Here is a 24,095-nt window from a genome sequence, read left to right on the forward strand (position 1 = left end):
GGCGGCAAGCCATCAGTGAAGCAGATAAAGGAGGCCGGTCCCCAGCAACATGCTGGACAGGCCCATCAGGCGGAGATGGCGGTCCTTGAACTCCGCCAACCCAAGCACCGCGGCGCGCCAACGGCGCGGATAGAGGAAGGGCAGGATGCCTTCCAGCACCAGCATCAGACAAAAGGCAATGCCGAGTTCCTGCCACATGATTCCCGCGGACGCAAAAAAGCCGGGATTTCCCGGCTGACCCATGATAACACGTTTTCCCTGACGGTCACCCCGACGGACGATGAGTGTCCGTCGGGGCGACTGATTCAGCGTGCGGCCTTGTCCAGATAGCGGAAGAATTCGCTATTGGGATCCAGCACCATCACATCACCCTTGCTGGAGAAGCTTTCGCGATAGGCCTGCAGGCTACGGTGGAAGGCGTAGAACTCCTGGTCCTGACCATAAGCTTTGGCGTAGATGGCCGCTGCCTTGGCATCGCCATCACCGCGAGCTTCCTCAGCCTCGCGATAGGCTTCTGCCAGCAACACTCGGCGCTGACGGTCGGCGTCAGCACGGATACCTTCAGCCAGCTCAGCGCCCTTGGCACGGTGCTCACGAGCCTCGCGCTCACGCTCGGTGCTCATCCGCTCGAATACGCTGCGGTTGACTTCCTTGGGCAGGTCGATGGCCTTCACCCGCACGTCCACCACCTCGATGCCCAGCTCCTTGCTGGCCATGCGGTTGAGGGCGGCAGTGATGTCAGCCATCAGCGCATCGCGCTCACCGGACACAACGTCGTGCAGCGTGCGCTTGCCGAACTGGTCACGCAGGCCCGCCTCAAGACGACGGGACAGTCGTTCATCAGCGATCTGCTTCATGCCGGAGGTAGCGGTGTAGAAACGCTCGGCATCAGCCACGCGCCATTTGGCATAGGCATCCACCATTACCGCTTTCTTCTCCAGCGTGAGGAAGCGCTGTGTCGGAGAATCCAGGGTCAGCAGGCGAGCGTCGAACTTACGCACCTGGTTGACGTAAGGAATCTTCATGTGCAGACCGGGCTGCACGTCGGCCTCGACGATGCGGCCGAATTGCAACAGGACGGCCTTCTCGGTCTGCGACACGATGTAGAGACTGCTCCAAACGAGCAGAGCTACCACTACGCCGCCGATCAGGGCGAACAGCGATTTATTGCTCATCAGCGACTCTCCCTGGAACGCGAATTGCGCTGCTGCAAGTCGGTGGCGACGCGCGAGCCAAGGTCACTGCCACTCGAGGCGGCCGAAGCGGCCGGCGCTGCCGGAGCGGAGCTCCCGCCACGATTGTCGATCATCTTGTCCAGCGGCAGGTAGAGCAGGTTGTTCTGCCCCTCCTTGCCGGTCACCAGGACTTTGCTGGTACTGCCGAGGACATCCTGCATGGTCTCCAGGTACAGACGCTGGCGAGTAACCTCCGGCGCCTTGTGGTACTCAGTGAGCAGCTTGCTGAAACGGTCGGCCTCACCCTCGGCGCGGGCGATCACTTCGTCACGGTAGCCGTTGGCATCCTCAATGATGCGCTGGGCCTGGCCGCGAGCCTCGGGCACCACGGCGTTGGCATAGGCTTCGGCCTGGTTCTTGGCACGCTGCTCGTCTTCGCGAGCACGGATCACGTCGTCGAAGGCTTCCTGTACTTCACGCGGGGCTGCCGCGCTCTGCACGTTGACCTGGGTGACAGTGATGCCGGTGCGATAGGTGTCGAGGAAGCGCTGCAAGCGCTCCTTGATCTCGCTAGCCATCAACTCGCGACCTTCGGTCAGCACCTGGTCCATCTCGGTGGAACCCACCACGTGGCGCAGGGCGCTTTCGGTAGCATGCTGCAGGCTGACCTCAGGCTGATCGACGTTCAGCACGAAGTCCTGGAGGTTGCTGATCTTGTACTGAACGGTAAGCGGCACTTCGACGATGTTCTCGTCCTCAGTGAGCATCTGGCCCTGCTTGCTGTAAGCACGCTCGCGGGTGACGTTCTCCTGGAACTTGCGGTCGATTGGCGGGAAATAGATGTTCAGGCCGGGACCAACGGTCTCGTAGTACTTGCCGAAGCGCAACACCACTGCCTGCTCCTGCTCGTCCACCACATAGACCGCGCTGTACAGCCAGACCACGGCAAGCAGGGCCAGGCCGATGCCGAGCAGGCCGAAACCGCCCGATCTACCGCCGCCATCATCGCCGCCGCCACGTTTCTTGCCACTGCCAAACAGGCCGTTCAGGCTGTCCTGCAGCTTGCGGAAGGCCTCGTCCAGGTCCGGTGGCCCTTTGCGGTCGCCGCCACGGCGCCCACCCCAGGGGTCCTGGTTATTCGAGTTGCCACCCGGCTCATTCCAAGCCATAGCGCTCTCCATACTGATAAAGCAAAGACGCGCCCACGGCGCGCCCGCCCATGCTACCCAAGCCCGCGGCCCGCCGCAAAACCACCTAAACGGGCTTTATTGCAAAGTGTGTTGTTCGAGGAACTCGCTTGGCTGCCAGCCTTCACGACTGACCAGTCGGTTCAACTCAACACGCGGTAAACGCACCGCAAGGAGAGTGTCACCCGCCTCATTGTGCTCTTCGGTCTGTACCGCACCAAGCGCGAAGAACTGGGCCCGCAACCGCCCGAAACGCTGCGGCAATCGCAGAGTGCCGACAAACAGGTCATCACCCAGCAATTCAGCTACGGCCTGCTTGAGGAACTCGAGGCCGCTGCCATCGCGCGCCGACAGCCAGACCCTCTCAGGCTTGCCATCTTCGTCGCGCTGGATGTGCGGCTCGACATTCTCCAGCAGGTCCACCTTGTTGTAGACCTCCAGCATCGGCAGGCCTTCAGCACCGATCTCACCCAACACCGCCAGCACCTGCTCGATCTGCGCCATACGCTCGGGCTCATGTGCGTCGATCACGTGCAACAGCAGATCAGCGCTGGCAGATTCCTCAAGGGTAGCCCGGAAGGCCTCCACCAGCTTGTGAGGCAAGTGACGAATGAATCCCACTGTGTCGGCCAGAACGATCGGCCCCAGATCGTCCAACTCCAACCGGCGCAGAGTCGGGTCGAGCGTGGCGAAGAGCTGATCGGCCGCATAGACCTCGGAAGCGGTCAGGGCGTTGAACAAGGTGGACTTGCCGGCGTTGGTATAGCCGACGAGGGAAACCGAAGGGATGTCGGCGCGCTTGCGGCCTCGACGAGCCTGCTCACGCTGGCTGCGGACCTTTTCCAGACGCTGTTTGATCTGGCGAATCCGTACACGCAGCAAGCGACGGTCGGTCTCCAGCTGGGTTTCACCGGGGCCACGCAGACCAATACCGCCCTTCTGGCGCTCAAGGTGCGTCCAGCCCCGTACCAGCCGTGTGCTCATGTGTTCAAGCTGGGCCAGTTCGACCTGTAGCTTGCCCTCATGGGTACGAGCGCGCTGAGCGAAGATATCGAGAATCAGACCGGTACGATCAAGCACCCTGCATTCGAAGGCGCGCTCAAGGTTGCGCTCCTGGCTGGGCGTTAGCGTGTGGTTGAAGATGACCAGCTCAGCCTTCTCGGCGTTGACCAGGTCATGCAACTCATCGACCTTGCCGCTTCCGATCAGGAACTTGGCCGTTGGCTGGTGACGGGAAACGGAAACGAATGCCACCGTATCCGCACCGGCCGAACGTGCAAGCTCAAGGAACTCCTGCGGGTCTTCGCGCGCCTCGGGATCTTGGCCTTCCAGATGAACCAGGATGGCCCGTTCACCACCACCAGGGCGTTCGAAAAACAAAGCAGTCTCCTATCAGGTGTTACCCGGCTCAGGCTGCTCCTGCTCGGAAGCGCTGGGCAGGCGTACCGGACGACTTGGTACCACAGTGGAGATAGCGTGCTTGTAGACCATCTGGCTGACAGTGTTCTTCAGCAGAATCACGAACTGGTCGAAGGATTCGATCTGGCCCTGCAGCTTGATGCCGTTCACCAGATAGATGGAAACCGGTACGCGTTCCTTACGCAGGGTATTGAGGTAAGGGTCTTGTAGCGAATGCCCTTTTGACATGTGCCGCACTCCTTTAGGGATCAATCGTTTTAGTTTTCAAATGACAAGAAAGATGACTGGTATCCGCCCTACCCCCAAGGATAGACGGTAACCAGTGAGGTCTCAGCTCAATATGGAGACCGACTTCAGGTATTTCAAGGTACGCGGCAGATTGTCGCAAGCCAGGCTATCCAACCAGTGAAGATCGGACCAACTGCGTAACCAGGTGAACTGTCGCTTGGCGAGTTGGCGGGTGGCGATGATGCCCCGCTCCTCCATCTCACCCCGGGTCAGCCCGCCATCCAGGTAATCCCAGACCTGGCGATAGCCAACCGCCCTTATAGACGGCAGTCCTGCATGTAAGTCACTTCTGCTGCGCAGCGATTCGACCTCTTCGATGAAACCCTGTTCCAACATCAGGCGAAAACGCTGTGCAATTCGTGCGTGCAATACCTGCCGCTGCGCCGGTGCAATGGCCAAGTGCGCGACATTATAAGGCAAATGCGCCGTCCCCGACGCGTTCCCGGCCAGATTTTGCGCGGCCTGGCGCTGGCGATGGGCCGTCATGGTCAGACCACTGACCTTATAGACCTCCAGGGCCCGGGTCAGGCGCTGGGGATCATTGGGATGGATACGCGCGGCCGATTCCGGATCAACAGCCGCCAGTTCCTGATGCAATGCATCCCAGCCCTCACGGGCCGCGCGGGCTTCCAGTTCGGCGCGCACCTCGGGATCGGCGCCGGGCATATCCGCCAACCCTTCCAGCAACGCCTTGTAATAAAGCATGGTGCCACCCACCAGCAGCGGAATCCGGCCGCTGGAGGTGATCTCCGCCATCGCGGCCAGGGCGTCGGCGCGAAATTCAGCGGCTGAGTAGCTCTCGGACGGATCACGGATGTCGATCAGCCGGTGGGGAAACTCGGCCAGCGTAGCCTTGTCCGGCTTGGCGGTGCCAATGTCCATCTCGCGATAGATCAGCGCCGAATCGACGCTGATCAGTTCGCAGGGCAGTGATCTCGCGAGTTCCAGAGCCAGGTCAGTCTTGCCGGCGGCGGTGGGGCCCATCAGGAAAATCGCCGGCGGCAACCGCTCACCCATGCTCATCGCCCGCGCAGGAACAGTTTGTCCAGGTCGTCCATGCCCAACTGCGTCCAGGTCGGACGCCCATGGTTGCACTGGCCACTGCGTTCGGTGTGCTCCATATCGCGCAGCAGGGCGTTCATTTCCGGTAGCGTCAGGCGCCGATTCGCCCGCACCGCGCCGTGGCACGCCATGGTGCCGAGCAGTTCGTTCAGGTGGGCCTGAATGCGGTCGCTGGTGCCGTACTCCAGCAGGTCGGACAGCACATCACGCACCAGCTGCGAGGCCTCTGCCTGCTTCAGCAGGGCCGGGATCTGCCGAATAGCCAGCGTCTCCGGGCCGAGCCGTTGCAGCTCAAAGCCCAGGCGACGGAACCACTCGCCATGCTCCTCGGCGCAATCCGCTTCGCGCTGGCTCACTGCGATCGACTCCGGCACCAGCAGCGGCTGCCCTTTGAGCCCTTCGCTGGCCATGGCCACTTTCAGGCGCTCATAAGTGATGCGTTCATGGGCGGCATGCATATCCACCAGCACCAGCCCCTGGGTGTTTTCCGCCAGGATGTAGATCCCCTTGAGCTGCGCCAGCGCATAACCCAGCGGCGGAACGTCGCCCTGAGACCCAGGTAGTGCCACGGGCGCAGCGGCTGTGGACAGCGGTGCGAAAAACTCGCGATATGCGCCCTGAGCCTCGGCAATCGGTACGGCAGGCTGTGGGCGCGGCGCCTGATAGCCGCCACCCGCGGATGGGCGCCAAGCGGGCTCAGCGGCCGATGACTCCAGCACATTGGCAGCCAGGCTCATCTCGCCCTGGGGGCCGAACTCACCAGCAGTGATGCCGGTCGGGCGCACCACGGCATCGGTGGCGGCTGGCGCGGCCAGTTGGTCTTCTGGTCGAACCTCGCCCAGTGCACGGTGCAGTGTCCCGTAGAGGAAGTCATGAACCATGCGGCTATCACGGAAACGCACTTCGTGCTTGGTCGGATGCACGTTGACGTCGACCACTGCCGGATCGACCTCGAAGAACAGCACGAACGTGGGGTGCCGGCCGTTGTAGAGCACGTCGCGATAGGCCTGGCGTACGGCGTGGGCGACCAGCTTGTCGCGCACCATACGGCCATTAACATAGAAGTACTGGAGGTCCGCCTGGCTGCGGGAGAAGGTCGGCAAGCCGACCCAGCCCCAGAGGTGCAGACCGTTGCGCTCGACTTCGATTGGCAATGCCTGCTCCAGGAACGCCGGACCACAGACCGTCGCGACGCGGCGCGCCCTGGCGATTGCGTCTCGCGCTTCATGCAAGGCAAAGATGGTCTTGCCGTTGTGGCGTAAATGGAAGGCCACATCGAAGCGGGCCAGGGCCAGACGCTTGATGACCTCTTGCAGATGATCGAACTCGGTCTTCTCCGCTCGCAGGAACTTTCGCCGCGCCGGGGTATTGAAGAACAGGTCGCGGACCTCTACCGAAGTGCCCACGGGATGGGCGGCGGGCTGTACCCGGGCCTCCATGTCACGACCTTCGGTCTCCACCTGCCAGGCCTGCTCCGCATCAATGGTGCGCGAGGTCATGGTCAGGCGCGCCACCGAGCTGATGGACGCCAGCGCTTCGCCCCGGAAGCCCAGGCTCATCACCCGCTCCAGGTCTTCAAGATCACGAATCTTGCTGGTGGCGTGGCGGGCCAGCGCCAAGGGCAGGTCATCCGCTGGGATACCGCCACCGTCGTCACGCACCCGCAACAACTTGATACCGCCCTGCTCCACCTCGACGTCAATGCGCCGGGCTCCGGCATCCAGGCTGTTCTCAAGCAGTTCCTTGATGACCGATGCAGGACGCTCTACCACCTCACCGGCGGCGATCTGGTTCGCCAGCCGCGGACTCAGCAGCTGGATGCGAGGCAATTCGCTCATGGCTGGGCCGCCAAGGCAGCGGCAGGGATGCTCAGGGTCTGGCCGACCTTGATGTTGTCAGTGGTCAGCGAGTTGGCCTTGCGCAAGGTGGCCATGCTGACCTCGTAGCGCTGGGCAATCAACGCCAGGCTCTCGCCGGACGTCACCACGTGCTCGCGAGGGCCGACGGCGATCTTGCCCTGGTCACGCAGCATGGCGATGTAGGTACCGGGTGGCGGGTTCTGCTGGAAGAATTGCTTGATGCCCGTCTGGATCGAGCGCGCCAGCGCCTGCTGGTGACTCGGCGTCGCCAGTTTCTGGGATTCGTTATGGTTGGAGATGAAGCCGGTTTCCACCAGGATCGAGGGGATATCCGGCGACTTCAGCACCATGAAGCCTGCCTGTTCCACCCGGCGCTTGTGCAACGGGGTGACGCGGCTGACGTTGGTCAGCACTTTCTGGCCGACGTTCAGGCTGGAAGAGAGGCTCGCAGTCATCGACAGGTCCAGCAGCACGCCCGCCAGCATGCGGTCCTTGTCGTCCAGGCTGACGCTGCCGACACCACCGATCAGGTCGGAACGGTTTTCGTTATCGGCCAGCCAGCGAGCAGTTTCCGAGGTGGCGCCACGATCCGACAGGGCGAACACCGAAGCGCCGAAGGCACTGCGGCTGGGCGCAGCGTCAGCGTGGATGGAAACGAAGAGGTCAGCGCCTTTCTTGCGAGCGATCTCGGTACGCTTGCGCAGAGGGATGAAGTAGTCGCCGGTGCGCACCAGCTCACCACGGAAGCCTTTTTCCCGGTTGATCTGGCGCTGCAATTCCTTGGCGATGGCCAGGGTGACGTTCTTCTCGTGTTGCCCCTTGGGCCCGAGGGCGCCAGGGTCTTCACCACCGTGGCCGGCATCGATCGCGATCACGATGTCACGCTTGCCACCTGGGACCGGGGGCAGTTTGCTGGGCGCTGGCTGGGTCGGGGTCACCGGCGCCTGAGGCGTGCTCGGCGCAGTGGCCACCTGGGGCGCACTGGCTTCGTTGGCGGCAGCTTCCTGGTCGAACAGGTCCACCACGAGGCGGTTGCCATATTGCTGGTTCGGCGCCAGGGAGAAGCTCTTGGGCGTCACGGCGGACGAGACGTCTATCACCACCCGCAGATCAGTCGGCGAGCGCTGGGCGGAACGGACGGAGGTAATCGGCGTATTGCTGAGCGACAGCTGCTCCAGCCTGGTGGCCAACTGAGCGCCATTGATGTCGATGACGATCCGGTTGGGCGCCGTCAGGGTAAAGACCGAATGCTGGACCGGGCCAGACAGGTCGAAGACCAGGCGGGTGTTGTCCGGCGCGCGCCAGAGCCGCACCCCACGGACCTCCGTGGCAGCCAGGACATCAGCGGCGAACGCCGCGAGCAGAACCCCAATCCCGGCAAACAGTGCGCGCGAGCGCATACCCCACCCCATCTTTGTATTCATGCTCCCGTGGCCAGGGCGGCACACCATGCTTCGCCGCGCGCGGTATGTGGCGACAACCGCAGCGAACGGCCGCCCGCTTGCGGCGTAATGTTAATGTCCAGGTCAGCCTTTGGCAAAATGCCGGCGCCTCGCTGCGGCCACTCGATCAGGCACAGCGTGTCGCCTTCGAAGTAATCGCGAATGCCCAGGAATTCCAGTTCCTCGGGGTCCGCGAGGCGGTATAGATCGAAATGATAGGCCCGCTTGTTGCCTATTTCATAAGGCTCGACCAGGGTGAACGTGGGACTTTTCACCTTTCCCGCATGGCCCAAGCCGCGCAAGATGCCGCGAGACAGCGTGGTCTTGCCCGCCCCCAGGTCCCCGTGCAGATAGAGAATGCCGTGGCCTTCGGTCAGGGCAGCCAGGCGGGCACCCAGGGCCAGCATGGCCTCTTCGCCTTCGGCGTACAGGATCACTTCAGGCACGGTGCAAACTCCTCGAGCAACTGACGAATGGTCGGAATCAGATCACTGGCTGCCAGCCCCCTGCCTTGTCGGGCGAGGCTTTCGCCAGCGTTGGCATGCAGCCAGACGGCCAGACAGGTGGCGGCATAACCGTCCATGCCTTGGGCCAGCAAGGCACCGATCAGACCGGCGAGAACATCACCCAGGCCGGCCCCGGCCATCACCGGATGGCCACGATCACACAGCGCCAGACGGCCGTCGGGAGCTGCCACCAGACTGCCGGCGCCCTTGAGCAGGACGACCGCGTTGTACTTCTGCGCCAGCGCAAGGGCGGCGCGCGGCCGGTCAGTCTGTACCTCCGCCGAGGTGATACCCAGCAGGCGTGCGGCCTCGCCCGGATGCGGGGTGATCACGCAGCGAGCGGGCAGGCTGGCAGATGCATTGGCCAGCAGATTGAGCGCGTCGGCATCCCAGACCTGGGGAACAGTCAGGCCGGCCACTACACTGAGCAGACTGCGCCCCCAGGCGCCCTGCCCCAGGCCCGGCCCCACCACTAGCACGTCGGACTTCTCGGCCAGGGCCAGCAACTGGTTCGCAGAGCGGACCCCGGCGCACATTACCTCGGGTCGCCGCGCCAACGCGGCGCTGACGTGTTCCGGGCGGGTTGCCAGGGAGACCAGCCCGGCGCCGCTGCGCAAGGCACTTTCCGCAGACAACAGAGCTGCGCCGCCAAGACCGCGGTCCCCACCCACCACCAGCAGATGACCGAACTGGCCCTTGTGGGCCGTGCGCGGGCGCGGCGTCAGGCGCTGCAGGCTGCCAAGGGCCATGCGTTCAGCCACACGAGGCGTGGCCTCGACCAGCGTGGGGTCGGCCTGGAGATCGTCGAAAACCAACTCGCCCACCTGGTTCGGCGCATCGGCGGTGAACAGACCGAACTTGAGCCCTATGAAGCTCACCGTGAGATCAGCGCGCACTGCGACACCCAGCACGCGGCCGGTGTCAGCGCAAAGGCCGGAGGGGATATCGATGGCCAGCACCGGCAGGCCGCTGGCATTCAGCAGACGAATGGCCTGGGCGTAAGGCTCACGCACCGCGCCGTTCAGGCCGGTGCCCAACAGGGCATCCACCACCACGCCTGCCAGCACGGCGCATTCGCTCCAAGGCTGAATGGCGATGCCCGCGGTGACGGCCTCATCCCGTGCCAGAGCCGCATCACCCACCAGGTCGGCGGCCGCGCCGACCGCCAGCACCTTGACCCTCCAGCCGGCGCGCCTGGCCAGCGCCGCGACCAGATAACCATCACCGGCGTTATTGCCGCGCCCCGCCAGCACGCTGAGGCAGCCGGCCTCCGGCCAGCGCCGGCGCAAGGCACGCCATGCGGCATGGGCAGCGCGCTGCATCAGTTCGAAGCCCGGGGTGCCGGCTGCGATCAGGCGGGCGTCGAGATCACGCACCTGAGCGGCGGAATGCAGGAAAAGTGGCAGGTCGTCGCGGGAAGAAAGCATTGGATTCGGATACGGCAGCGAGGTCTGGCAGAATTATATCCACCTCGACACCGGTTTCCCGCCCCAGCATGACCCTTTCCACGCAAGATTTCGCCTCGCTCGCCCAATCCATCAAGGATTGGGGCCGCGAGCTGGGCTTCCAGCAAGTGGGCATCACCGGAGTCGAGCTCGGCGAGCACGAAGCCCGCCTGCAGCGCTGGCTGGATGCCGGCTACCAGGGCGAGATGGACTACATGGCCGCCCACGGCAGCAAGCGTTCCCACCCGGACGAACTGGTACCGGGCACCCTGCGGGTGATCTCCCTGCGCATGGACTACCTGCCCGGCGATGCGCGCATGGCCAAGGTACTGGGCCAGGCAGAAAAGGCCTATGTCTCCCGATACGCCCTGGGCCGCGACTACCACAAGCTGATCCGCAAGCGCCTGCAGCACCTGGCCGAGCGCATCGAGAAGGCCATCGGCCCGTTCAGCTACCGCGCCTTCGTCGACAGCGCACCGGTACTGGAGAAAGCCATCGCCGAGCAGGCAGGCCTGGGCTGGATCGGCAAGAACACCTTGGTGCTCAACCGCAAGGCCGGCAGCTACTTCTTCCTCGGCGAACTGTTCGTCGACGCGCCCCTGCCGGTGGACGCACCCCACGGCAGCGAACATTGCGGCCGTTGTTCGGCCTGCCTGGACATCTGCCCCACGGCCGCTTTCGTCGGCCCCTACCAGTTGGACGCGCGGCGCTGCATCTCGTACCTGACCATCGAATACAAGGGCAGCATTCCCGAGGACCTGCGTCCGCTCATCGGCAACCGGGTGTTCGGTTGCGACGATTGCCAGATGGTCTGCCCGTGGAATCGTTTCGCACGCCCGTCAGGCGAAGGCGACTTCCAGCCACGCCACGGCCTGGATAACGCCGAGCTAGCGGAACTGTTCCGCTGGACCGAAGAGGAATTCCTGAGCCGTACCGAAGGCTCCCCCCTGCGCCGTGCCGGCTATGAACGCTGGCTGCGCAACCTGGCGGTGGGGCTGGGCAATGCACCTTCGAGCATTCCGGTACTGGAAGCCCTTCACCTGCGCCGCGAACATCCATCGGCGCTGGTCCGCGAGCATGTGGAGTGGGCGCTCACCCGGCACGGAGTGAGCGCGGCGCGCGTCAGATCTTGAAGAAGTGCTCACGATAGTGCTGCAACTCCGCAATCGAATCGCGGATGTCGTCCAGCGCCAGGTGGCTGCTGCTCTTCTTCACCCCGTCGCGCACCGTGGGCGACCAGCGCGCAGCCAGCTCCTTGACAGTGGATACGTCCAGGTTGCGGTAGTGGAAGTAGGCTTCCAGTTGCGGCATGTGGCGGTAGAGGAAGCGTCGATCCTGGCAGATGCTGTTGCCGCAGATCGGTGACTTGCCCTTGGGAACCCACTGATCGAGGAACGCCAATGTCTGCGCCTCGGCTTCCGCAGCGCTGATCCGGCTTTCGCGCACGCGCTGGGTCAGGCCGCTCTGGCCATGCTGGCGAGTGTTCCACTCGTCCATGCCGGCGAGAACTTCGTCGCTCTGGTGGATCGCGATGGTCGGGCCTTCGGCGAGCACATTCAGCTCGCTGTCGGTCACGATGGTAGCCATCTCGATGATGACGTCCGTGTCCGGGTTCAGGCCGGTCATTTCCAGATCGATCCAGATCAGGTTCAGGGCATTCTGCATATTCGGTCTCCAGGGCGAAGCGCGCATTCTAGCTTAGAGGCTGCCGCTGCGGGCTGCGTGCTAAACTCGCGCGGTTTTTTCCCCAAGCGGACCGATCATGGCCAAACGCCAACTTACTCGCCGGCAAAGCTGGCGCATCGAGAAAATTCAGGAAGAGCGCGCTGCACGCGCCGCCAAGCGGGAGTCCCGCGCGCTCGACGAACTCGAAGGCGGAGACCTCGGCCCTGAGCAGACCGGCCTGGTAATCGCCCACTTCGGCGTCCAGGTAGAGGTCGAGGCGCTGGAAGGCGAACTGGCCGGCCAAGTGATGCGCTGCCATCTGCGCGCCAACCTGCCCACGCTAGTCACAGGCGATCGCGTGGTCTGGCGTTCGAGCAACCAGGGTAGCGGCGTGATTGTCGCCCAACTGCCTCGCCGCTCGGAGTTGTGCCGACCGGACATGCGCGGCGTCCTCAAGCCGGTTGCGGCCAACGTCGACCAGATCGTCATCGTTTTCGCCCCCCTGCCCGAGCCCCACGCCAACCTGATCGACCGCTACCTGGTCGCCGCCGAGCACGCCGGCATCCATCCGCTGCTGCTGCTGAACAAGGCCGACCTGGTGGACGACCAGAACGGCGTGATGCTCGACCAACTGCTTGGCGTCTACCGCCAGCTCGGCTACCCGCTGCTGGAGGTTTCAGCACGCCAGGGCGGCGGCATGGAAGAGCTGATGGCCAGGCTCGACGGCCACATCAGTGTCTTCGTCGGCCAGTCCGGGGTTGGCAAGTCATCCCTGGTCAACAGCCTGCTGCCGGGCGTCGATACTCGCGTGGGCGCCCTTTCCGAACTCACCGGCAAGGGGACCCATACCACCACTACCGCGCGCCTGTTCCACTTCCCGGGCGGTGGGGAACTGATCGACTCCCCCGGCATCCGTGAATTCGGCCTGGGCCACGTCAGTCGCGACGACGTGGAAGCCGGCTTCATCGAGTTCAACGAGTTGCTCGGCACCTGCCGCTTCCGCGACTGCAAGCACGACCGCGAACCCGGCTGCGCCCTGCTCAAGGCTCTGGAAGACGGCCGAGTGCACCCGCAGCGCATGGCCAGCTACCGGCACATCCTCGCCAGCTTGCCGCAGGACGAGTATTAAGCCGGACGAGGCATACGAACGAAAAAGGCCACGCAATGCGTGGCCTTTTTTGTTCAAGGAAGGATCACTGCCCCTTGGGCTGGTCCATTTTCAGCACGCCATCCTCGAAAATGTTCAGCTTCTCCCGCAGCTCCCCCGGCTGGGCCGGAGCCGACGGAGCATTCGCAGGAGCCTGAAGCGCCGCACCGCTGGCAGGCGGCTGGGGCTGTTGGTTCGGTTCTACCAGCTGGTCGCCCTGCTCGCCCTCGATCGCGCGCTGGGCCTTCTTGGTCAGAACGATGATGTCAATCCGGCGGTTGACCGGGTTGAACGGATCCTTGCGGTCGAACAGGGCTGACGAGGCGTAACCCACCACCCGCGCCACCTGCTCATCCGGGTAGCCGCCTGCGATCAGGGCACGGCGCGCGGCGTTGGCACGACCGGAAGACAGCTCCCAGTTGCCGAACTCGCCATCACCGGCATAGGGCTTGGCGTCCGTATGGCCACTGATGCTGATCTTGTTCGGCACCGCCTTGATGGTCTCGGCGAGGATCAACAGGATGTCTTCGAAGTAAGGCTGCAGGCGCGCACTGCCCAGGTCGAACATGGGTCGGTTGGCGGCGTCCATGATCTGGATGCGCAAGCCGTCCTGGGTAATCTCGAAGAGAATCTGATCCTTGAACTTGCGCAGCTCCGGGTTCTCTTCGACCTTGTTCTGCAGCTCCTGGAGCAACATTTCCAGGCGCTCCTGCTCGATCTGGTCGGCGAGGGTTTCCACCTGGCTGGCATCCACAGGCGTCGAATCGGCGGAGTCGACCGAGGCGTTCTGAGAGTCCGGCGCATCCTTCAACTCGGGGTTGAGCGTACGGTCGGGCGCGGGCGTGGGCGTGCCGCCGAGGTCAATGACGTAGGGACTGGCACTCTCGGTGAAGCCGATAGGGTCCTTGAAGTAGCCGGAAATGGCTTTCTTCTGCTCGGGCGTGGCCGAAGACATCAGCCATAGCACCAGGAAAAACGCCATCATCGCCGTGGCGAAGTCGGCGAAGGCAATCTTCCACGCACCGCCATGGTGTCCAGCGGCGTAGCGCTTGACGCGCTTGACGATGATCGGCTGATTGTTCTCCATGGCTAAGCCTTCAACTGCCGCGTACGGCCTGCTCCAGCTCGCTGAAGCTCGGGCGATGCGCCGGGAAGAGCGCCTTGCGACCGAACTCCACCGCCAGGGACGGCGGCATGCCGGAGGCCGAAGCCACCAGGCAGGCCTTGATAGCCTCGAAGACATTGAGTTCTTCGCGAGCGTCGTGCTCAAGGGAAACCGCCAGCGGGCCGAAGAATCCGTAGGCCGCCAGGATGCCGAGGAAGGTACCGACCAGCGCCGCGCCTACGTGCTGGCCCAGGGCGGCCTGCTCGGCCTCGCCCAGCATGGCCATGGTGACCACGATACCCAGTACCGCGGCGACGATACCGAAGCCCGGCAAGCCATCGGCGATGCGGTTGACGGCATGTGCCGGGTGTTCCAGTTCTTCCTTCAGGCTGCCCAGCTCCATGTCGAACAGGCCTTCCAGCTCGTGGGGCGCCATGTTGCCGGAGGACATGATCCGCAGGTAATCGCAGATGTAAGCGGTCATCCGCTCATCCTTGAGGATTGCCGGGTACTTGCTGAAGATCGGGCTGGCGGCAGCGTCTTCGATGTCGGCCTCGATGGCCATCATCCCTTCGCGGCGGCTCTTGTTGAGGATTTCGTAGAGCAGCCGCAGCACTTCCAGGTAGAAACTGTGAGTGAAGCGCGTGCCGAACATCTTCAGCGACTTCTTGAACACGATCATGGTCGTGCTGCCCGGGTTGGCCTGTAGGAAGGCCCCCAGTGCTGCGCCGCCGATGATCATCACCTCGAAGGGTTGGATCAGCGCGGCGATCTTGCCGTGTGACAGAATGTACCCGCCGAGCACACTGGCGAATACGACGATGATGCCGATGATTTTTGCCATAGGAAGGAAGCTTGAAGAGTCAGTAGAAAGGGTTATGAAAAGAGCCCCTTCTAATTATCGGAAGATATGCGCCAGACTATAGCCTGTTCAGGCGAAAAGCCAGATTGGCGGTCCCCAATGACAAGCGCGAAGCCCATGCCACGCAGCCTCGACGGCTGGATCAAGCACCTTGATGGTGTGCGCCTGCCCGTTCCCGCTGCCGCCCACGAGAAAGTCCGCCGCGCCCTGGGTGATAATCGCAGGTCCCTGCGCGACATCGCCGACCTCACCCAGGATAGCCCCGCCCTTGCCCTCAGCCTGCTGCGTGAGGCCAATGCCACGAGCAATATGCTGGCCAGCCCGGCGGAAAGCCTGGAAGTCGCCCTTACCCGGCTGGGCCTCAAGCGTGCCGAAGTGCTGCTCAACCGCCTGCCGGCTGTCCCCGAGGACGAAATCCCCCTGCCGCTGCGTCAACTGCAGCTGATCAGTCAGCATGCCAGCCAGCAGGCAAATGGCCTGTTCGCCGCCCGGCTGGCGCGCCTGTGGCAGGAAATCCACTGGTGCAGCCTGCTGTTCCTCTCCCCGCTGTGGCCCCTTCTGGCCAGCCACCCGGAATTGTTCGCCACTTGGGAGAAGCGCGTGATCGGTGAAGGTGAGCCCGCCGCCAAGGTCGAGCGCGACTTGCTGGGTGTACCCCTGCTGCGCCTCTGCCAGGCGCTCGCAGAACACTGGAAGCTGCCGGACTGGATCATCCAGGGCTATCGCCTCCTGAATGACGACCGCCGCATGCTGGTCAAAGCGCTGCATATCGCCCGAGACAATGAACACCCGCTGCATCAACAACAGGAACTGGACGCAAACCCGACCCTCAGTCGCTGGCTGACCCAACCCGGCAATACCGTACTGCTTGCCAACGGCCTGGCGATCTCCGCCCACGTGGGCTGGGGCGACGGGCACAGCCTGCGCTGGCAGCGCCTCGCCGGTCTGTTCATGAAGCTACCGCTGGATGAGCTGCAACAGCAGGTTCACCAGCAGGCCGCGCAAAGTGGACGACTGCACGCCCGGGGCGACCTCTGGCACCCGGCCCAGGCGCTGCTTTGGCCCTGGAACCAGCATCGCCTGCGCCGTGCACCACCTGCTGCACCTGCGCCCACGGCCAGCACCCTGGAAGACTGGCGGCGTCACTGTGGCGAATTGATCCGCGAACCCAGCCCGTTCACGAATGTGGTGCAACTCTCCGCCTGTACCCGCGACGCCCTGGAAAGCGGAGGCATGCGCCGCGTCCTGATCTTGCTGGCCGATCGCACTCATAGTCGACTGCTCGCCCAGCAGCAGGCCGGTCTGCCCAAAGAGGCCAACGGCCTGCAACTGGACGCCGGCCAGAGCCAGGTGCTGCGGCGACTGCTCAGCCAGCCAGGGCAACTGCGCCTTGGCCCGGAGAACGCCGCGCAGTTTTCAGCCTTGCTGCCAGGCCAGTTGAAGAGCCTGTTCCCCGGCCATCACCTGTTATTGCGATCGATCGCCGTGAATGGCCGCGTCGCCATGCTGGTGATTGCCGACCAGGACGGTGCACCCTTCGCCGATCTCAGCCTGCGCGCCTTCGCCAAGACCGCCCAGTGCATCGAGCGCGCCCTCGCCAGCTTCGCCAGGCGCGGCCGTTCATAACGGCCAGCACGCCAGCGGAACAAGGCACAACTCAGCGAAGCGGAGCCCTTCCGCAACGCAGTTATTCCGACGCACAGCAGATTGAATCGCTACAATTCGCCACTTTGCCCATCCATGGAGGCCTCCATGTCCGCCTTCTCCAATCTGCCGCTGGTGATCGAACCGGCCGACCTGGCACCCCTGCTCGGTGCCGACGAGTTGATCCTGGTCGACCTGACCAGCGCTGCCCGCTACGCCACCGGGCACATTCCGGGTGCTCGCTTCGTCGATCCGAAACGCACTCAGCTTGGCCAGCCTCCGGCGCCTGGTTTGTTGCCGGCCAAGGCCGACCTCGAAGCAGTGTTTGGCGAACTCGGTCACCGTGCCGATGCCACCTATGTGGTGTACGACGATGAAGGCGGCGGCTGGGCCGGGCGCTTCATCTGGTTGCTGGACGTGATCGGCCACCACCGCTACCACTATCTGAACGGCGGCCTGCACGCCTGGCTCGCCGAAAACCGGGAAACGGCGGAAGCCATGCCTGCCCCGGCTGGCGGCCCGATCCCCCTGACCCTGCACGACGAACCCACCGCCACCCGCGAGTACATCCAGGGCCGGCTCGGCGCGGCCGACCTGGCCATCTGGGACGCACGCGGCCCGGGTGAGTACAGCGGCGCCAAGGTGCTGGCTGCCAAGGGCGGCCACATCCCTGGCGCGGTCAACTTCGAGTGGACTGCCGGCATGGACCCGGCCCGCGCCCTGCGCATCCGTACCGACATGGCTGAAATCCTGCAATCCCTGGGCATCACCCCGGACAAGGAAATCGTCACCCACTGCCAGACGCACCACCGCTCCGGTTTCACCTACCTGGTGGCCAAGGCCCTCGGCTATCCACGGGTCAAGGGCTACGCCGGTTCCTGGTCCGAATGGGGTAATCACCCAGACACCCCGGTCGAGCTCTGAAGCTCCCCATCAAGGAAATCCAATGAAAGAACGCCTTTTCATCATTAGCCAGTACCTGCTGCCGCATAACCTGCTGTCGCGCCTGGCCGGCGGCATCGCCGAGTGCCGCGTGCGCTGGTTCAAGAACGCCTTCACCGCCTGGTTCGCCAAGCGCTACCAGGTGAACATGAGTGAAGCGCTGGTCGAGGACGTGACCGCCTACGAGCACTTCAACGCCTTCTTCACCCGCGCCCTGAAACCCGGCGCACGGCCATTGGACGAAACGCCTGGCGCGATCCTCTGCCCGGCCGATGGAGCCATAAGCCAGATTGGCCCGATCGAGCACGGCCGCTGCTTCCAGGCCAAGGGACACAGCTTCAGCGTGCTGGAACTGCTGGGCGGCGACGCTGAGCGCGCAGCCCCCTTCATGGGCGGAGAGTTCGCCACGGTCTACCTGTCCCCCAAGGACTACCACCGGGTGCATACGCCTCTGGGCGGCACCCTGCGGGAAATGGTCTACGTGCCGGGCCGGTTGTTCTCGGTGAACCAGAGCACTGCCGAAAACGTGCCCGAACTCTTCGCCCGCAACGAGCGCGTCGTGTGCATCTTCGACACCGAACGAGGCCCGATGGCCGTGGTGCTGGTGGGCGCGATGATCGTCGCCTCGATCGAAACCACCTGGGCCGGGCTGGTCACGCCACCCAAGCGCGAGCTGAAGACATTCAGCTACGACGAAACCGCCCGCGCGCCGATCAAGCTGGAGAAAGGCGAAGAGCTCGGCCGCTTCAAACTGGGTTCCACGGCCATCGTGCTGTTCGGTCCGGACCAGGTGCGCTGGGACGAGAGCGCATGGCCAGGGAGCACCGTGCGCATGGGCCAATTGCTGGCCATGCCGAAGAACGCCTGATCGTAGGTCACCCTGGCCGAGCCGCAGCATTCTGCCAGGGTCGGATCAGCAAGGCGGCACACGCCGGCAGGAATCTGCCAACGCTTCTACAGCCCGGCCTTGGATAGGCTGCCAGTGTGCAAGGATGCTGATAGAGTGCTGAAATTCAATCCAATACCACTCACGGGAAATCGGAGTATTCGAGCCGGATGGTCCACCAGAGCCCTCATCTGCTGCTGCGCGTACCGACGCCGAGCAAACAGAGCCTGTCCTTCTGCGATGGCACCCCTCGTGAACTCAAACGCTGGATCTCCCACCTGCCGAAGGCGAACCTCGGCGAAACCGCCCGCCAGCTCTACCAGGCCCTGGTGGAACTCAACCAACTGGTCACCGCTGCCGAGAGTCGCTTTCAGCTTCTGGAGCTGATGCGTCCGGAGGTCCATTTCGTCTGCCAGCACCTGGAACGGCACTTCCTCGGACAATCGATCGTCCTGGACGAGCGCCCGCGCAAGGTCGCCAACCTGTGCCAGGCGCTGCAGAACCACTTGGCCATCGGCTACAAGCTGATCATCGTGCAGGAATCGCCGCGCCCCAGCCGCGATCGTGCCCAGCTCCTCGCAGTCGCCCTGCAACGGGCGACACATAGCCTGAACGGCCCCCTGATTCGTTCCAGCCAGCTTTACTGCCCGGTCCCTGAGGGCCTCTGGCTGGAGCTGCACCAGATCTACCAGTTGGCGAAGAGTCGCCAGCTCCACCGTGTCACCGTACGCGACCCCCTGGCTCGCCACACACAAGGCCTGAGCGTCGAACAGACCTACCTCGTCGCCGTTCTGCTGGGTTGTGCGCGCTGCAACCAGATGCGCCAGAACGGTATTGCCCGCCTGGCAGAAGTGCTCGAACCCTGGAGCGCCCTGGTGCAACTGCAACCGGCCGAGCTGCCCTCGAGCCTGTTTGCCGTGGCGCCGCAACTGGACGGCCCTCCTCGCTACAAGTCGCTGTTCCATGAAGTCGACCCGCGCACCCTGCTGGGCCTCAATCCGCTGCCGCTGGTGGATGCGATCAAGGAATATCTGCTGCTGTCGACCGAACAACGCAACCAAACGCGCCTGGTCATGCCGGAGGGCCTGAGCCTGGACCTGCTGCAACATCTGGGTTCGGCCTGGGGCGATATCTCCGAAAGAACCTTCCAGCGCAATCCCGGCCAGGGCGGCCTGACGCTGTGCATCGGCATGAGCGCACTGCACTTCTTCCTGGCCGACAGCCGCCCCTTCAGCGACGTGCTAAAACTGCCCCAAGAAGTCGGCCAGGCCGTGTTCGACACCCTCGGTAAGCAGCCCGCGAAAGACATCTGGTCCAATGCCTTTGACGCCCAACCCAGCCGGGGCTGGGAGCCAGGCACACCGCTGGAGGAAATCGAGTACACCCGCCCCGTTTCCGAAAGCAACGCGCCGCCTGTCCAGACCAGTGCTGCGCCGGAAAGTTATCCGACCTTCAACGTCGCCGTGGTCAATCACAGCCCCGGCGGCTACTGCCTGAGCTGGCCCAAGGACGTTCCAAACCAGCTTCAGGCCGGTGAACTGCTGGGCGCCCAGGACACACCTGGACAGGGCTGGAGCATCGCGGTAGTGCGCTGGATCCGCCAGGTACGTGGCGGTGGCACTCAGATGGGCATCGAGTTGGTGGCGCCGCAGGCCCAGTCGTGCGGCGTGCTTCTGATGCGCAAGGGCGAGCAGAACAGCCACTACCTGCGGGCACTGCTGCTGCCGGCCATTAGCGCGATCTCCCGCCCCGCCACCCTGATCACCCCGCGCCTACCCTTCCAGGAAGGCAACAAGGTCCAGATCAACCTGCACGGCGAGGAACATCGCGCGGTACTGACCCGGCGACTGACCAGCACCGGAAGTTTCAACCAGTTCGAGTACCGGACGTTCGAACAACCGACACCACCGCAAGGGAAACCGTTCACAGCTCCGGGAAGCCAGCAACAGGGCGGCGAGGAAGATTTTGACTCGCTCTGGAAGTCGCTGTAGATTCCCGACTCACCACCATTCGTCGCCTATTCGCGCTTGTTCGGCGCTAAGCACAGGCCATGGCCATCGAAAAGAAAACGATCCGTCTGCTGATCCTGGAAGACTCGCAGAACGAAGCCGAGCGCCTGGTCAGCCTGTTTCGCAATGCCGGTCGCGCCACTCGCGTGCACCGGATCCTGTCCGCCAACGACCTCAATGAGGTCCTGCAACAGAGCTGGGACCTCCTGATCGCCGCCCCCAGCAGCGAGTACCTGAGCCCAGGCGAAGCGCTGAACAGCATCCGCCGCCAGTCCAAGGACATCCCCTTCATCCAACTGGTGCCGGAGAACGACTCCGACCTGATCACCGAAGCGCTTGCCCTCGGGGCCCAAGATGCCCTGCCCCAGGGCGAGGACGAGCGCCTGGTACTGGTGGCCAACCGTGAACTGGCCAACCTCGAGCAACGCCGCGCCCGTCGCGCCGCCGAAGTCAGCCTTCGAGAAGCGGAAAAGCGCTGCCAGTTGCTGCTGGACAGCTCGGTGGACGCCATCGCCTACGTCCACGACGGCATGCATATCTATGCCAACCGCGCGTACGTGGAAATGTTCGGCTACGACGACGGTGACGAACTCGAAGGCATGCCGATGATCGACCTGATCGCCAACGCCGATCAGGCAGGATTCAAGGACTTCCTCAAGAGCTACCGCGATGGCGAAGGCAGCGGCGAGCTCACCTGCAGCGGCTGTAAGGTGGATGGCCAGACCTTCCAGGCGCGCATGAGCTTCTCCCCCGCCACCTACGATGGCGAACCTTGCATCCAGGTCGTGATTCGCGCCGAAAGCGACAGCACCGAACTCGAAGAGAAGCTACGCGAGATCAGCAGCCAGGACCTGGTGACCGGCCTGTTCAATCGCTCCCACTTCAATGAAATGCTCGACGCCGCCGCCGAACGCGCGGTCAAGACGAGCCAGCCGTCCAGCCTCGCCTACATCCGCGTCGCCCGTTACTCCAGCCTGCTGGCCGAAATCGGCATCGCCGGCGTTGACCTGCTGCTGACGGACCTCGCCAACCTGCTGCGCGCCCATTTCGCCGGCGATGCGCAACTGGCTCGCTACGGCGACGACGTGTTCGGCATCCTGCAACAGGGCATCACCCCGGAACACGCCGAGGATGGCCTGCAGGCCCTGTTGAAGAAAATCGACATCCACCTGTTCGACGTCAGCAGTCGCACTGTGCAAGTCAGCCTGAGCATCGGCGTAGCCGGGCTCAGCGAAACCACACCCAAGGCGCAGGACGTCGTGGACCGCGCCCACCGCTGCTCTGACGAGCTCGGTGACAGGAACGGCCTCAAGCTCTACAACCCGGCCGACGAACTGGCTGCCGCGGCCAACCGCGGCAACCTCGTGGCTATGGTCCAGCAAGCCCTGGAAAACAACAGTTTCCGACTGCTGTTCCAGCCGATCATCAGCCTGCGCGGCGACAACTTCGAGCACTACGAAGTCCTGCTGCGCCTGCTCAATCCGCAGGGCGAGGAAGTTCCCCCTGCCGACTTCCTCGACGCCGCCCGGGATGCCGGGCTGGCCGAGAAGATCGACCGCTGGGTGATCCTCAACTCCATTAAGCTGCTTGCCGAACACCGCACCAAAGGCCACAACACCCGACTCTTCGTCCACCTATCCGGCGCCAGCCTGCAGGACCAGACCCTGCTGCCGTGGCTCAGCGTGGCACTGAAGGCGGCCAGATTGCCGTCCGATGCGTTGATCTTCCAGTTCAGCGAACCAGATGCCATCGCCTACCTGAAGCAAGCCAAGGCACTGACCCAGGGCCTGGCCGAACTGCACTGCCAGGTTGCCCTGAGCCAGTTCGGCTGTGCCCTGAACCCGTTCAATACCCTCAAGCACCTCTGCATCGATTTCGTGAAGGTAGATGGCTCCTTCACCCAGGACCTCAGCCGCGCAGAGAACCAGGACGCCCTCAAGACCTTGCTGGCCAGCCTGCACGCCCAGGCCAAGCTGACCATCGTGCCCTTCGTCGAAACCGCCAGCGTGCTGGCAACCCTCTGGCAGGCTGGCGTCAACTACATCCAGGGCTACTACCTGCAAGGCCCCAGCCAGGCCATGGATTACGATTTCTCCTCCGGGGACGAGTAGAACGATCCCGCTCGAACCTCCACAAAAAAGCCGCCAGAAGGCGGCTTTTTCGTGGGGGCGGCGATCAGTCCTGGCCGTCGCGATCACGGAAACCGAGCAGGTACAGAATGCCATCGAGCCCCAGGGTAGAGATCGCCTGCTTGGCCGACTGCTTGACCAGCGGCTTGGCCCGGAAGGCCACGCCCAGGCCAGCCAGGCCGAGCATTGGCAGGTCATTGGCGCCATCACCCACGGCGATGGTCTGATCCAGACGCAAACCTTCCTTCTCCGCCAGTTCGCGCAGCAAGTCGGCCTTGCGCTGAGCGTCGACGATGGGCTCGATCGCCACGCCAGTCAGCTTGCCGTCGACTATCTGCAGCTCGTTGGCGAACACATAGTCGATGCCCAGCCTGGCCTGCAGTTGCTTGGCGAAGTAGGTGAAACCGCCAGAGAGGATGGCGGTCTTGTAGCCCAGACGCTTGAGTTCGGCGAACAGGGTTTCCGCCCCTTCAGTGAGCCGCAGCGAAGCGCCGATTTCCTCCAGCACGTCTTCGGACAGGCCCTTGAGCAGGCCCAGGCGCTCCTTGAAGCTGGCACGGAAATCCAGCTCGCCGCGCATGGCGCGCTCGGTGATTTCGGCAACCTGATCACCCACGCCCGCGGCCTTGGCGAGCTCGTCGATGACCTCGGCCTCGATCAGGGTAGAGTCCATGTCGAACACCGCCAGACGACGGTTGCGACGGAACACCGAATCGCGCTGGAAGGCGAGGTCGACGTTGAGTTCCTGGGCCACGCTGAGGAACTCGGCGCGCAGGGCCACCGGGTCAGCCGGTTCGCCACGCACCGAAAACTCGATGCAGCCCTTGCCCTGGTCAGCCGGCGTGTCCAGCGGCATGCGTCCCGACAGGCGGTCGATATGATCGATATTGAGGCCGAACTTGGCGGTGATGGAGCTCACTCGCTGCAACTGTTCGGCGGTCACCTTGCGGGTCAGCAGGGTGACGATGTATCGGCTCTTGCCCTGGCCGGCGACCCACTGCTGGTAGTCAGCCTCGGACACCGGCGTGAAACGCACCTGCTGGTCCAGCTTGTAGGCCGTGAACAGCACGTCCTTGAGCACGGACGAGGCTTCGGCGTTGTCAGGAATTTCCACCAGGATGCCGAACGACAGCGTGTCATGAATGACCGCCTGGCCGATATCCAGAATATGTACGCCGCCCTGGGCCAGCGCGCCGGTAATGGCCGCCGTCAGGCCGGGGCGGTCCTCGCCCGTGATGTTGATCAGGACAATCTCGCGCAAGGCACACCTCGCTCAGCGCATGAAAAGGCGCACATTCTACCCACTTTCACGTCACTCGCGGC

General features: G+C 63.8%; 21 protein-coding genes. 7 read left to right on the plus strand and 14 right to left on the minus strand.

The window, feature by feature from the left end; genetic code table 11:
* Window positions 1–12 precede the first annotated feature (12 nt).
* The 10 genes from THL1_RS25840 to THL1_RS25885 form a co-directional block, all read right to left on the minus strand.
* Entirely contained in the window at window positions 13–198 is a 186-nt protein-coding gene (locus tag THL1_RS25840; RefSeq protein WP_003453007.1) for a DUF2065 domain-containing protein, read from the minus strand.
* Window positions 199–305: 107 nt separating this feature from the next.
* Complete coding sequence (hflC, locus tag THL1_RS25845; protein WP_069085906.1) at window positions 306–1,175, minus strand: protease modulator HflC; 870 nt, start codon at window positions 1,173–1,175, stop codon at window positions 306–308.
* Window positions 1,175–2,344, minus strand: a complete 1,170-nt coding sequence (gene hflK / locus THL1_RS25850; protein ID WP_069085907.1) for an FtsH protease activity modulator HflK — start codon at window positions 2,342–2,344, stop codon at window positions 1,175–1,177. Before hflK ends, hflC begins: the two co-directional genes overlap by 1 nt.
* Before the next feature lie 96 nt (window positions 2,345–2,440).
* The gene (gene hflX, locus THL1_RS25855; RefSeq protein WP_069085908.1) at window positions 2,441–3,742 is read right to left on the minus strand and encodes a ribosome rescue GTPase HflX; all 1,302 of its coding nucleotides are present in this window, start codon (window positions 3,740–3,742) and stop codon (window positions 2,441–2,443) included.
* Between the two features lie 12 nt (window positions 3,743–3,754).
* Entirely contained in the window at window positions 3,755–4,009 is a 255-nt protein-coding gene (gene hfq / locus THL1_RS25860; RefSeq protein ID WP_069085909.1) for an RNA chaperone Hfq, read from the minus strand.
* 102 nt (window positions 4,010–4,111) lie between these two features.
* Window positions 4,112–5,086 (minus strand): tRNA (adenosine(37)-N6)-dimethylallyltransferase MiaA, encoded by a 975-nt coding sequence (gene miaA, locus THL1_RS25865; RefSeq protein WP_069086636.1) that lies wholly within the window; start codon window positions 5,084–5,086, stop codon window positions 4,112–4,114.
* A gap of 2 nt (window positions 5,087–5,088) precedes the next feature.
* Window positions 5,089–6,969 (minus strand): DNA mismatch repair endonuclease MutL, encoded by a 1,881-nt coding sequence (mutL, locus tag THL1_RS25870; protein ID WP_069085910.1) that lies wholly within the window; start codon window positions 6,967–6,969, stop codon window positions 5,089–5,091.
* Entirely contained in the window at window positions 6,966–8,402 is a 1,437-nt protein-coding gene (locus tag THL1_RS25875) for an N-acetylmuramoyl-L-alanine amidase (protein ID WP_145928445.1), read from the minus strand. The genes mutL and THL1_RS25875 overlap by 4 nt, the downstream gene beginning before the upstream one ends.
* Before the next feature lie 8 nt (window positions 8,403–8,410).
* Entirely contained in the window at window positions 8,411–8,878 is a 468-nt protein-coding gene (tsaE, locus tag THL1_RS25880) for a tRNA (adenosine(37)-N6)-threonylcarbamoyltransferase complex ATPase subunit type 1 TsaE (protein WP_069085912.1), read from the minus strand.
* Window positions 8,866–10,365: an NAD(P)H-hydrate dehydratase gene (locus THL1_RS25885; RefSeq protein WP_069085913.1), complete on the minus strand. Its 1,500-nt coding sequence runs from the start codon at window positions 10,363–10,365 to the stop codon at window positions 8,866–8,868. Before THL1_RS25885 ends, tsaE begins: the two co-directional genes overlap by 13 nt.
* Before the next feature lie 68 nt (window positions 10,366–10,433).
* On the opposite strand from THL1_RS25885, the gene queG reads away from it, so the two are divergent.
* Window positions 10,434–11,516: a tRNA epoxyqueuosine(34) reductase QueG gene (gene queG, locus THL1_RS25890; protein ID WP_069085914.1), complete on the plus strand. Its 1,083-nt coding sequence runs from the start codon at window positions 10,434–10,436 to the stop codon at window positions 11,514–11,516.
* Here queG and orn read toward each other — a convergent pair.
* Window positions 11,506–12,048: an oligoribonuclease gene (gene orn / locus THL1_RS25895; RefSeq protein WP_069085915.1), complete on the minus strand. Its 543-nt coding sequence runs from the start codon at window positions 12,046–12,048 to the stop codon at window positions 11,506–11,508. The genes queG and orn overlap by 11 nt on opposite strands.
* A 97-nt stretch (window positions 12,049–12,145) precedes the next feature.
* On the opposite strand from orn, the gene rsgA reads away from it, so the two are divergent.
* Window positions 12,146–13,177 carry a small ribosomal subunit biogenesis GTPase RsgA gene (gene rsgA / locus THL1_RS25900; RefSeq protein ID WP_069085916.1) on the plus strand — a complete coding sequence of 344 codons (1,032 nt, stop codon included), beginning with the start codon at window positions 12,146–12,148 and terminating at the stop codon, window positions 13,175–13,177.
* Window positions 13,178–13,241: 64 nt separating this feature from the next.
* On the opposite strand, the gene motB is transcribed toward rsgA, so the two are convergent.
* A complete protein-coding gene (gene motB / locus THL1_RS25905) occupies window positions 13,242–14,282 on the minus strand; it encodes a flagellar motor protein MotB (protein WP_069085917.1) in 1,041 nt (346 codons plus the stop codon).
* A gap of 10 nt (window positions 14,283–14,292) precedes the next feature.
* Complete coding sequence (motA, locus tag THL1_RS25910) at window positions 14,293–15,144, minus strand: flagellar motor stator protein MotA (protein WP_069085918.1); 852 nt, start codon at window positions 15,142–15,144, stop codon at window positions 14,293–14,295.
* A 135-nt stretch (window positions 15,145–15,279) separates the two neighbouring features.
* Between motA and THL1_RS25915 the strand changes: the two genes are divergently transcribed.
* The 5 genes from THL1_RS25915 to THL1_RS25935 all read left to right on the plus strand — a co-directional run bounded on the left by THL1_RS25915 (window position 15,280) and on the right by THL1_RS25935 (window position 22,754).
* Window positions 15,280–16,788 carry an HDOD domain-containing protein gene (locus tag THL1_RS25915; RefSeq protein ID WP_414703713.1) on the plus strand — a complete coding sequence of 503 codons (1,509 nt, stop codon included), beginning with the start codon at window positions 15,280–15,282 and terminating at the stop codon, window positions 16,786–16,788.
* A 126-nt stretch (window positions 16,789–16,914) separates the two neighbouring features.
* The gene (gene rhdA / locus THL1_RS25920) at window positions 16,915–17,730 is read left to right on the plus strand and encodes a thiosulfate sulfurtransferase (protein WP_069085920.1); all 816 of its coding nucleotides are present in this window, start codon (window positions 16,915–16,917) and stop codon (window positions 17,728–17,730) included.
* Between the two features lie 22 nt (window positions 17,731–17,752).
* Window positions 17,753–18,616 carry an archaetidylserine decarboxylase gene (gene asd / locus THL1_RS25925; protein WP_069085921.1) on the plus strand — a complete coding sequence of 288 codons (864 nt, stop codon included), beginning with the start codon at window positions 17,753–17,755 and terminating at the stop codon, window positions 18,614–18,616.
* Window positions 18,617–18,804: 188 nt separating this feature from the next.
* A complete protein-coding gene (locus THL1_RS25930) occupies window positions 18,805–20,625 on the plus strand; it encodes a molecular chaperone (RefSeq protein WP_069085922.1) in 1,821 nt (606 codons plus the stop codon).
* Window positions 20,626–20,684: 59 nt separating this feature from the next.
* Entirely contained in the window at window positions 20,685–22,754 is a 2,070-nt protein-coding gene (locus THL1_RS25935; protein WP_069085923.1) for an EAL domain-containing response regulator, read from the plus strand.
* Window positions 22,755–22,818: 64 nt separating this feature from the next.
* Here THL1_RS25935 and serB read toward each other — a convergent pair whose 3' ends face one another.
* Complete coding sequence (gene serB / locus THL1_RS25940) at window positions 22,819–24,033, minus strand: phosphoserine phosphatase SerB (RefSeq protein WP_069085924.1); 1,215 nt, start codon at window positions 24,031–24,033, stop codon at window positions 22,819–22,821.
* Window positions 24,034–24,095 lie beyond the last annotated feature (62 nt).

Source organism: Pseudomonas sp. TCU-HL1, from assembly GCF_001708505.1.
GTDB lineage: Bacteria > Pseudomonadota > Gammaproteobacteria > Pseudomonadales > Pseudomonadaceae > Metapseudomonas.

What these genes read in the sequence shown, in the direction of transcription:
- mutL (WP_069085910.1), bottom strand. Translation starts at nt 6,969, where the DNA reads ATGAGCGAATTGCCTCGCATCCAGCTGCTGAGTCCGCGGCTGGCGAAC.
- THL1_RS25885 (WP_069085913.1), bottom strand. Translation starts at nt 10,365, where the DNA reads ATGCTTTCTTCCCGCGACGACCTGCCACTTTTCCTGCATTCCGCCGCT.
- rsgA (WP_069085916.1), top strand. Translation starts at nt 12,146, where the DNA reads ATGGCCAAACGCCAACTTACTCGCCGGCAAAGCTGGCGCATCGAGAAA.
- miaA (WP_069086636.1), bottom strand. Translation starts at nt 5,086, where the DNA reads ATGGGTGAGCGGTTGCCGCCGGCGATTTTCCTGATGGGCCCCACCGCC.
- THL1_RS25875 (WP_145928445.1), bottom strand. Translation starts at nt 8,402, where the DNA reads ATGGGGTGGGGTATGCGCTCGCGCGCACTGTTTGCCGGGATTGGGGTT.
- THL1_RS25915 (WP_414703713.1), top strand. Translation starts at nt 15,280, where the DNA reads ATGCCACGCAGCCTCGACGGCTGGATCAAGCACCTTGATGGTGTGCGC.
- hflK (WP_069085907.1), bottom strand. Translation starts at nt 2,344, where the DNA reads ATGGCTTGGAATGAGCCGGGTGGCAACTCGAATAACCAGGACCCCTGG.
- THL1_RS25930 (WP_069085922.1), top strand. Translation starts at nt 18,805, where the DNA reads ATGGTCCACCAGAGCCCTCATCTGCTGCTGCGCGTACCGACGCCGAGC.
- orn (WP_069085915.1), bottom strand. Translation starts at nt 12,048, where the DNA reads ATGCAGAATGCCCTGAACCTGATCTGGATCGATCTGGAAATGACCGGC.
- motB (WP_069085917.1), bottom strand. Translation starts at nt 14,282, where the DNA reads ATGGAGAACAATCAGCCGATCATCGTCAAGCGCGTCAAGCGCTACGCC.
- queG (WP_069085914.1), top strand. Translation starts at nt 10,434, where the DNA reads ATGACCCTTTCCACGCAAGATTTCGCCTCGCTCGCCCAATCCATCAAG.
- asd (WP_069085921.1), top strand. Translation starts at nt 17,753, where the DNA reads ATGAAAGAACGCCTTTTCATCATTAGCCAGTACCTGCTGCCGCATAAC.
- hflC (WP_069085906.1), bottom strand. Translation starts at nt 1,175, where the DNA reads ATGAGCAATAAATCGCTGTTCGCCCTGATCGGCGGCGTAGTGGTAGCT.
- THL1_RS25840 (WP_003453007.1), bottom strand. Translation starts at nt 198, where the DNA reads ATGTGGCAGGAACTCGGCATTGCCTTTTGTCTGATGCTGGTGCTGGAA.
- THL1_RS25935 (WP_069085923.1), top strand. Translation starts at nt 20,685, where the DNA reads ATGGCCATCGAAAAGAAAACGATCCGTCTGCTGATCCTGGAAGACTCG.
- rhdA (WP_069085920.1), top strand. Translation starts at nt 16,915, where the DNA reads ATGTCCGCCTTCTCCAATCTGCCGCTGGTGATCGAACCGGCCGACCTG.
- motA (WP_069085918.1), bottom strand. Translation starts at nt 15,144, where the DNA reads ATGGCAAAAATCATCGGCATCATCGTCGTATTCGCCAGTGTGCTCGGC.
- hfq (WP_069085909.1), bottom strand. Translation starts at nt 4,009, where the DNA reads ATGTCAAAAGGGCATTCGCTACAAGACCCTTACCTCAATACCCTGCGT.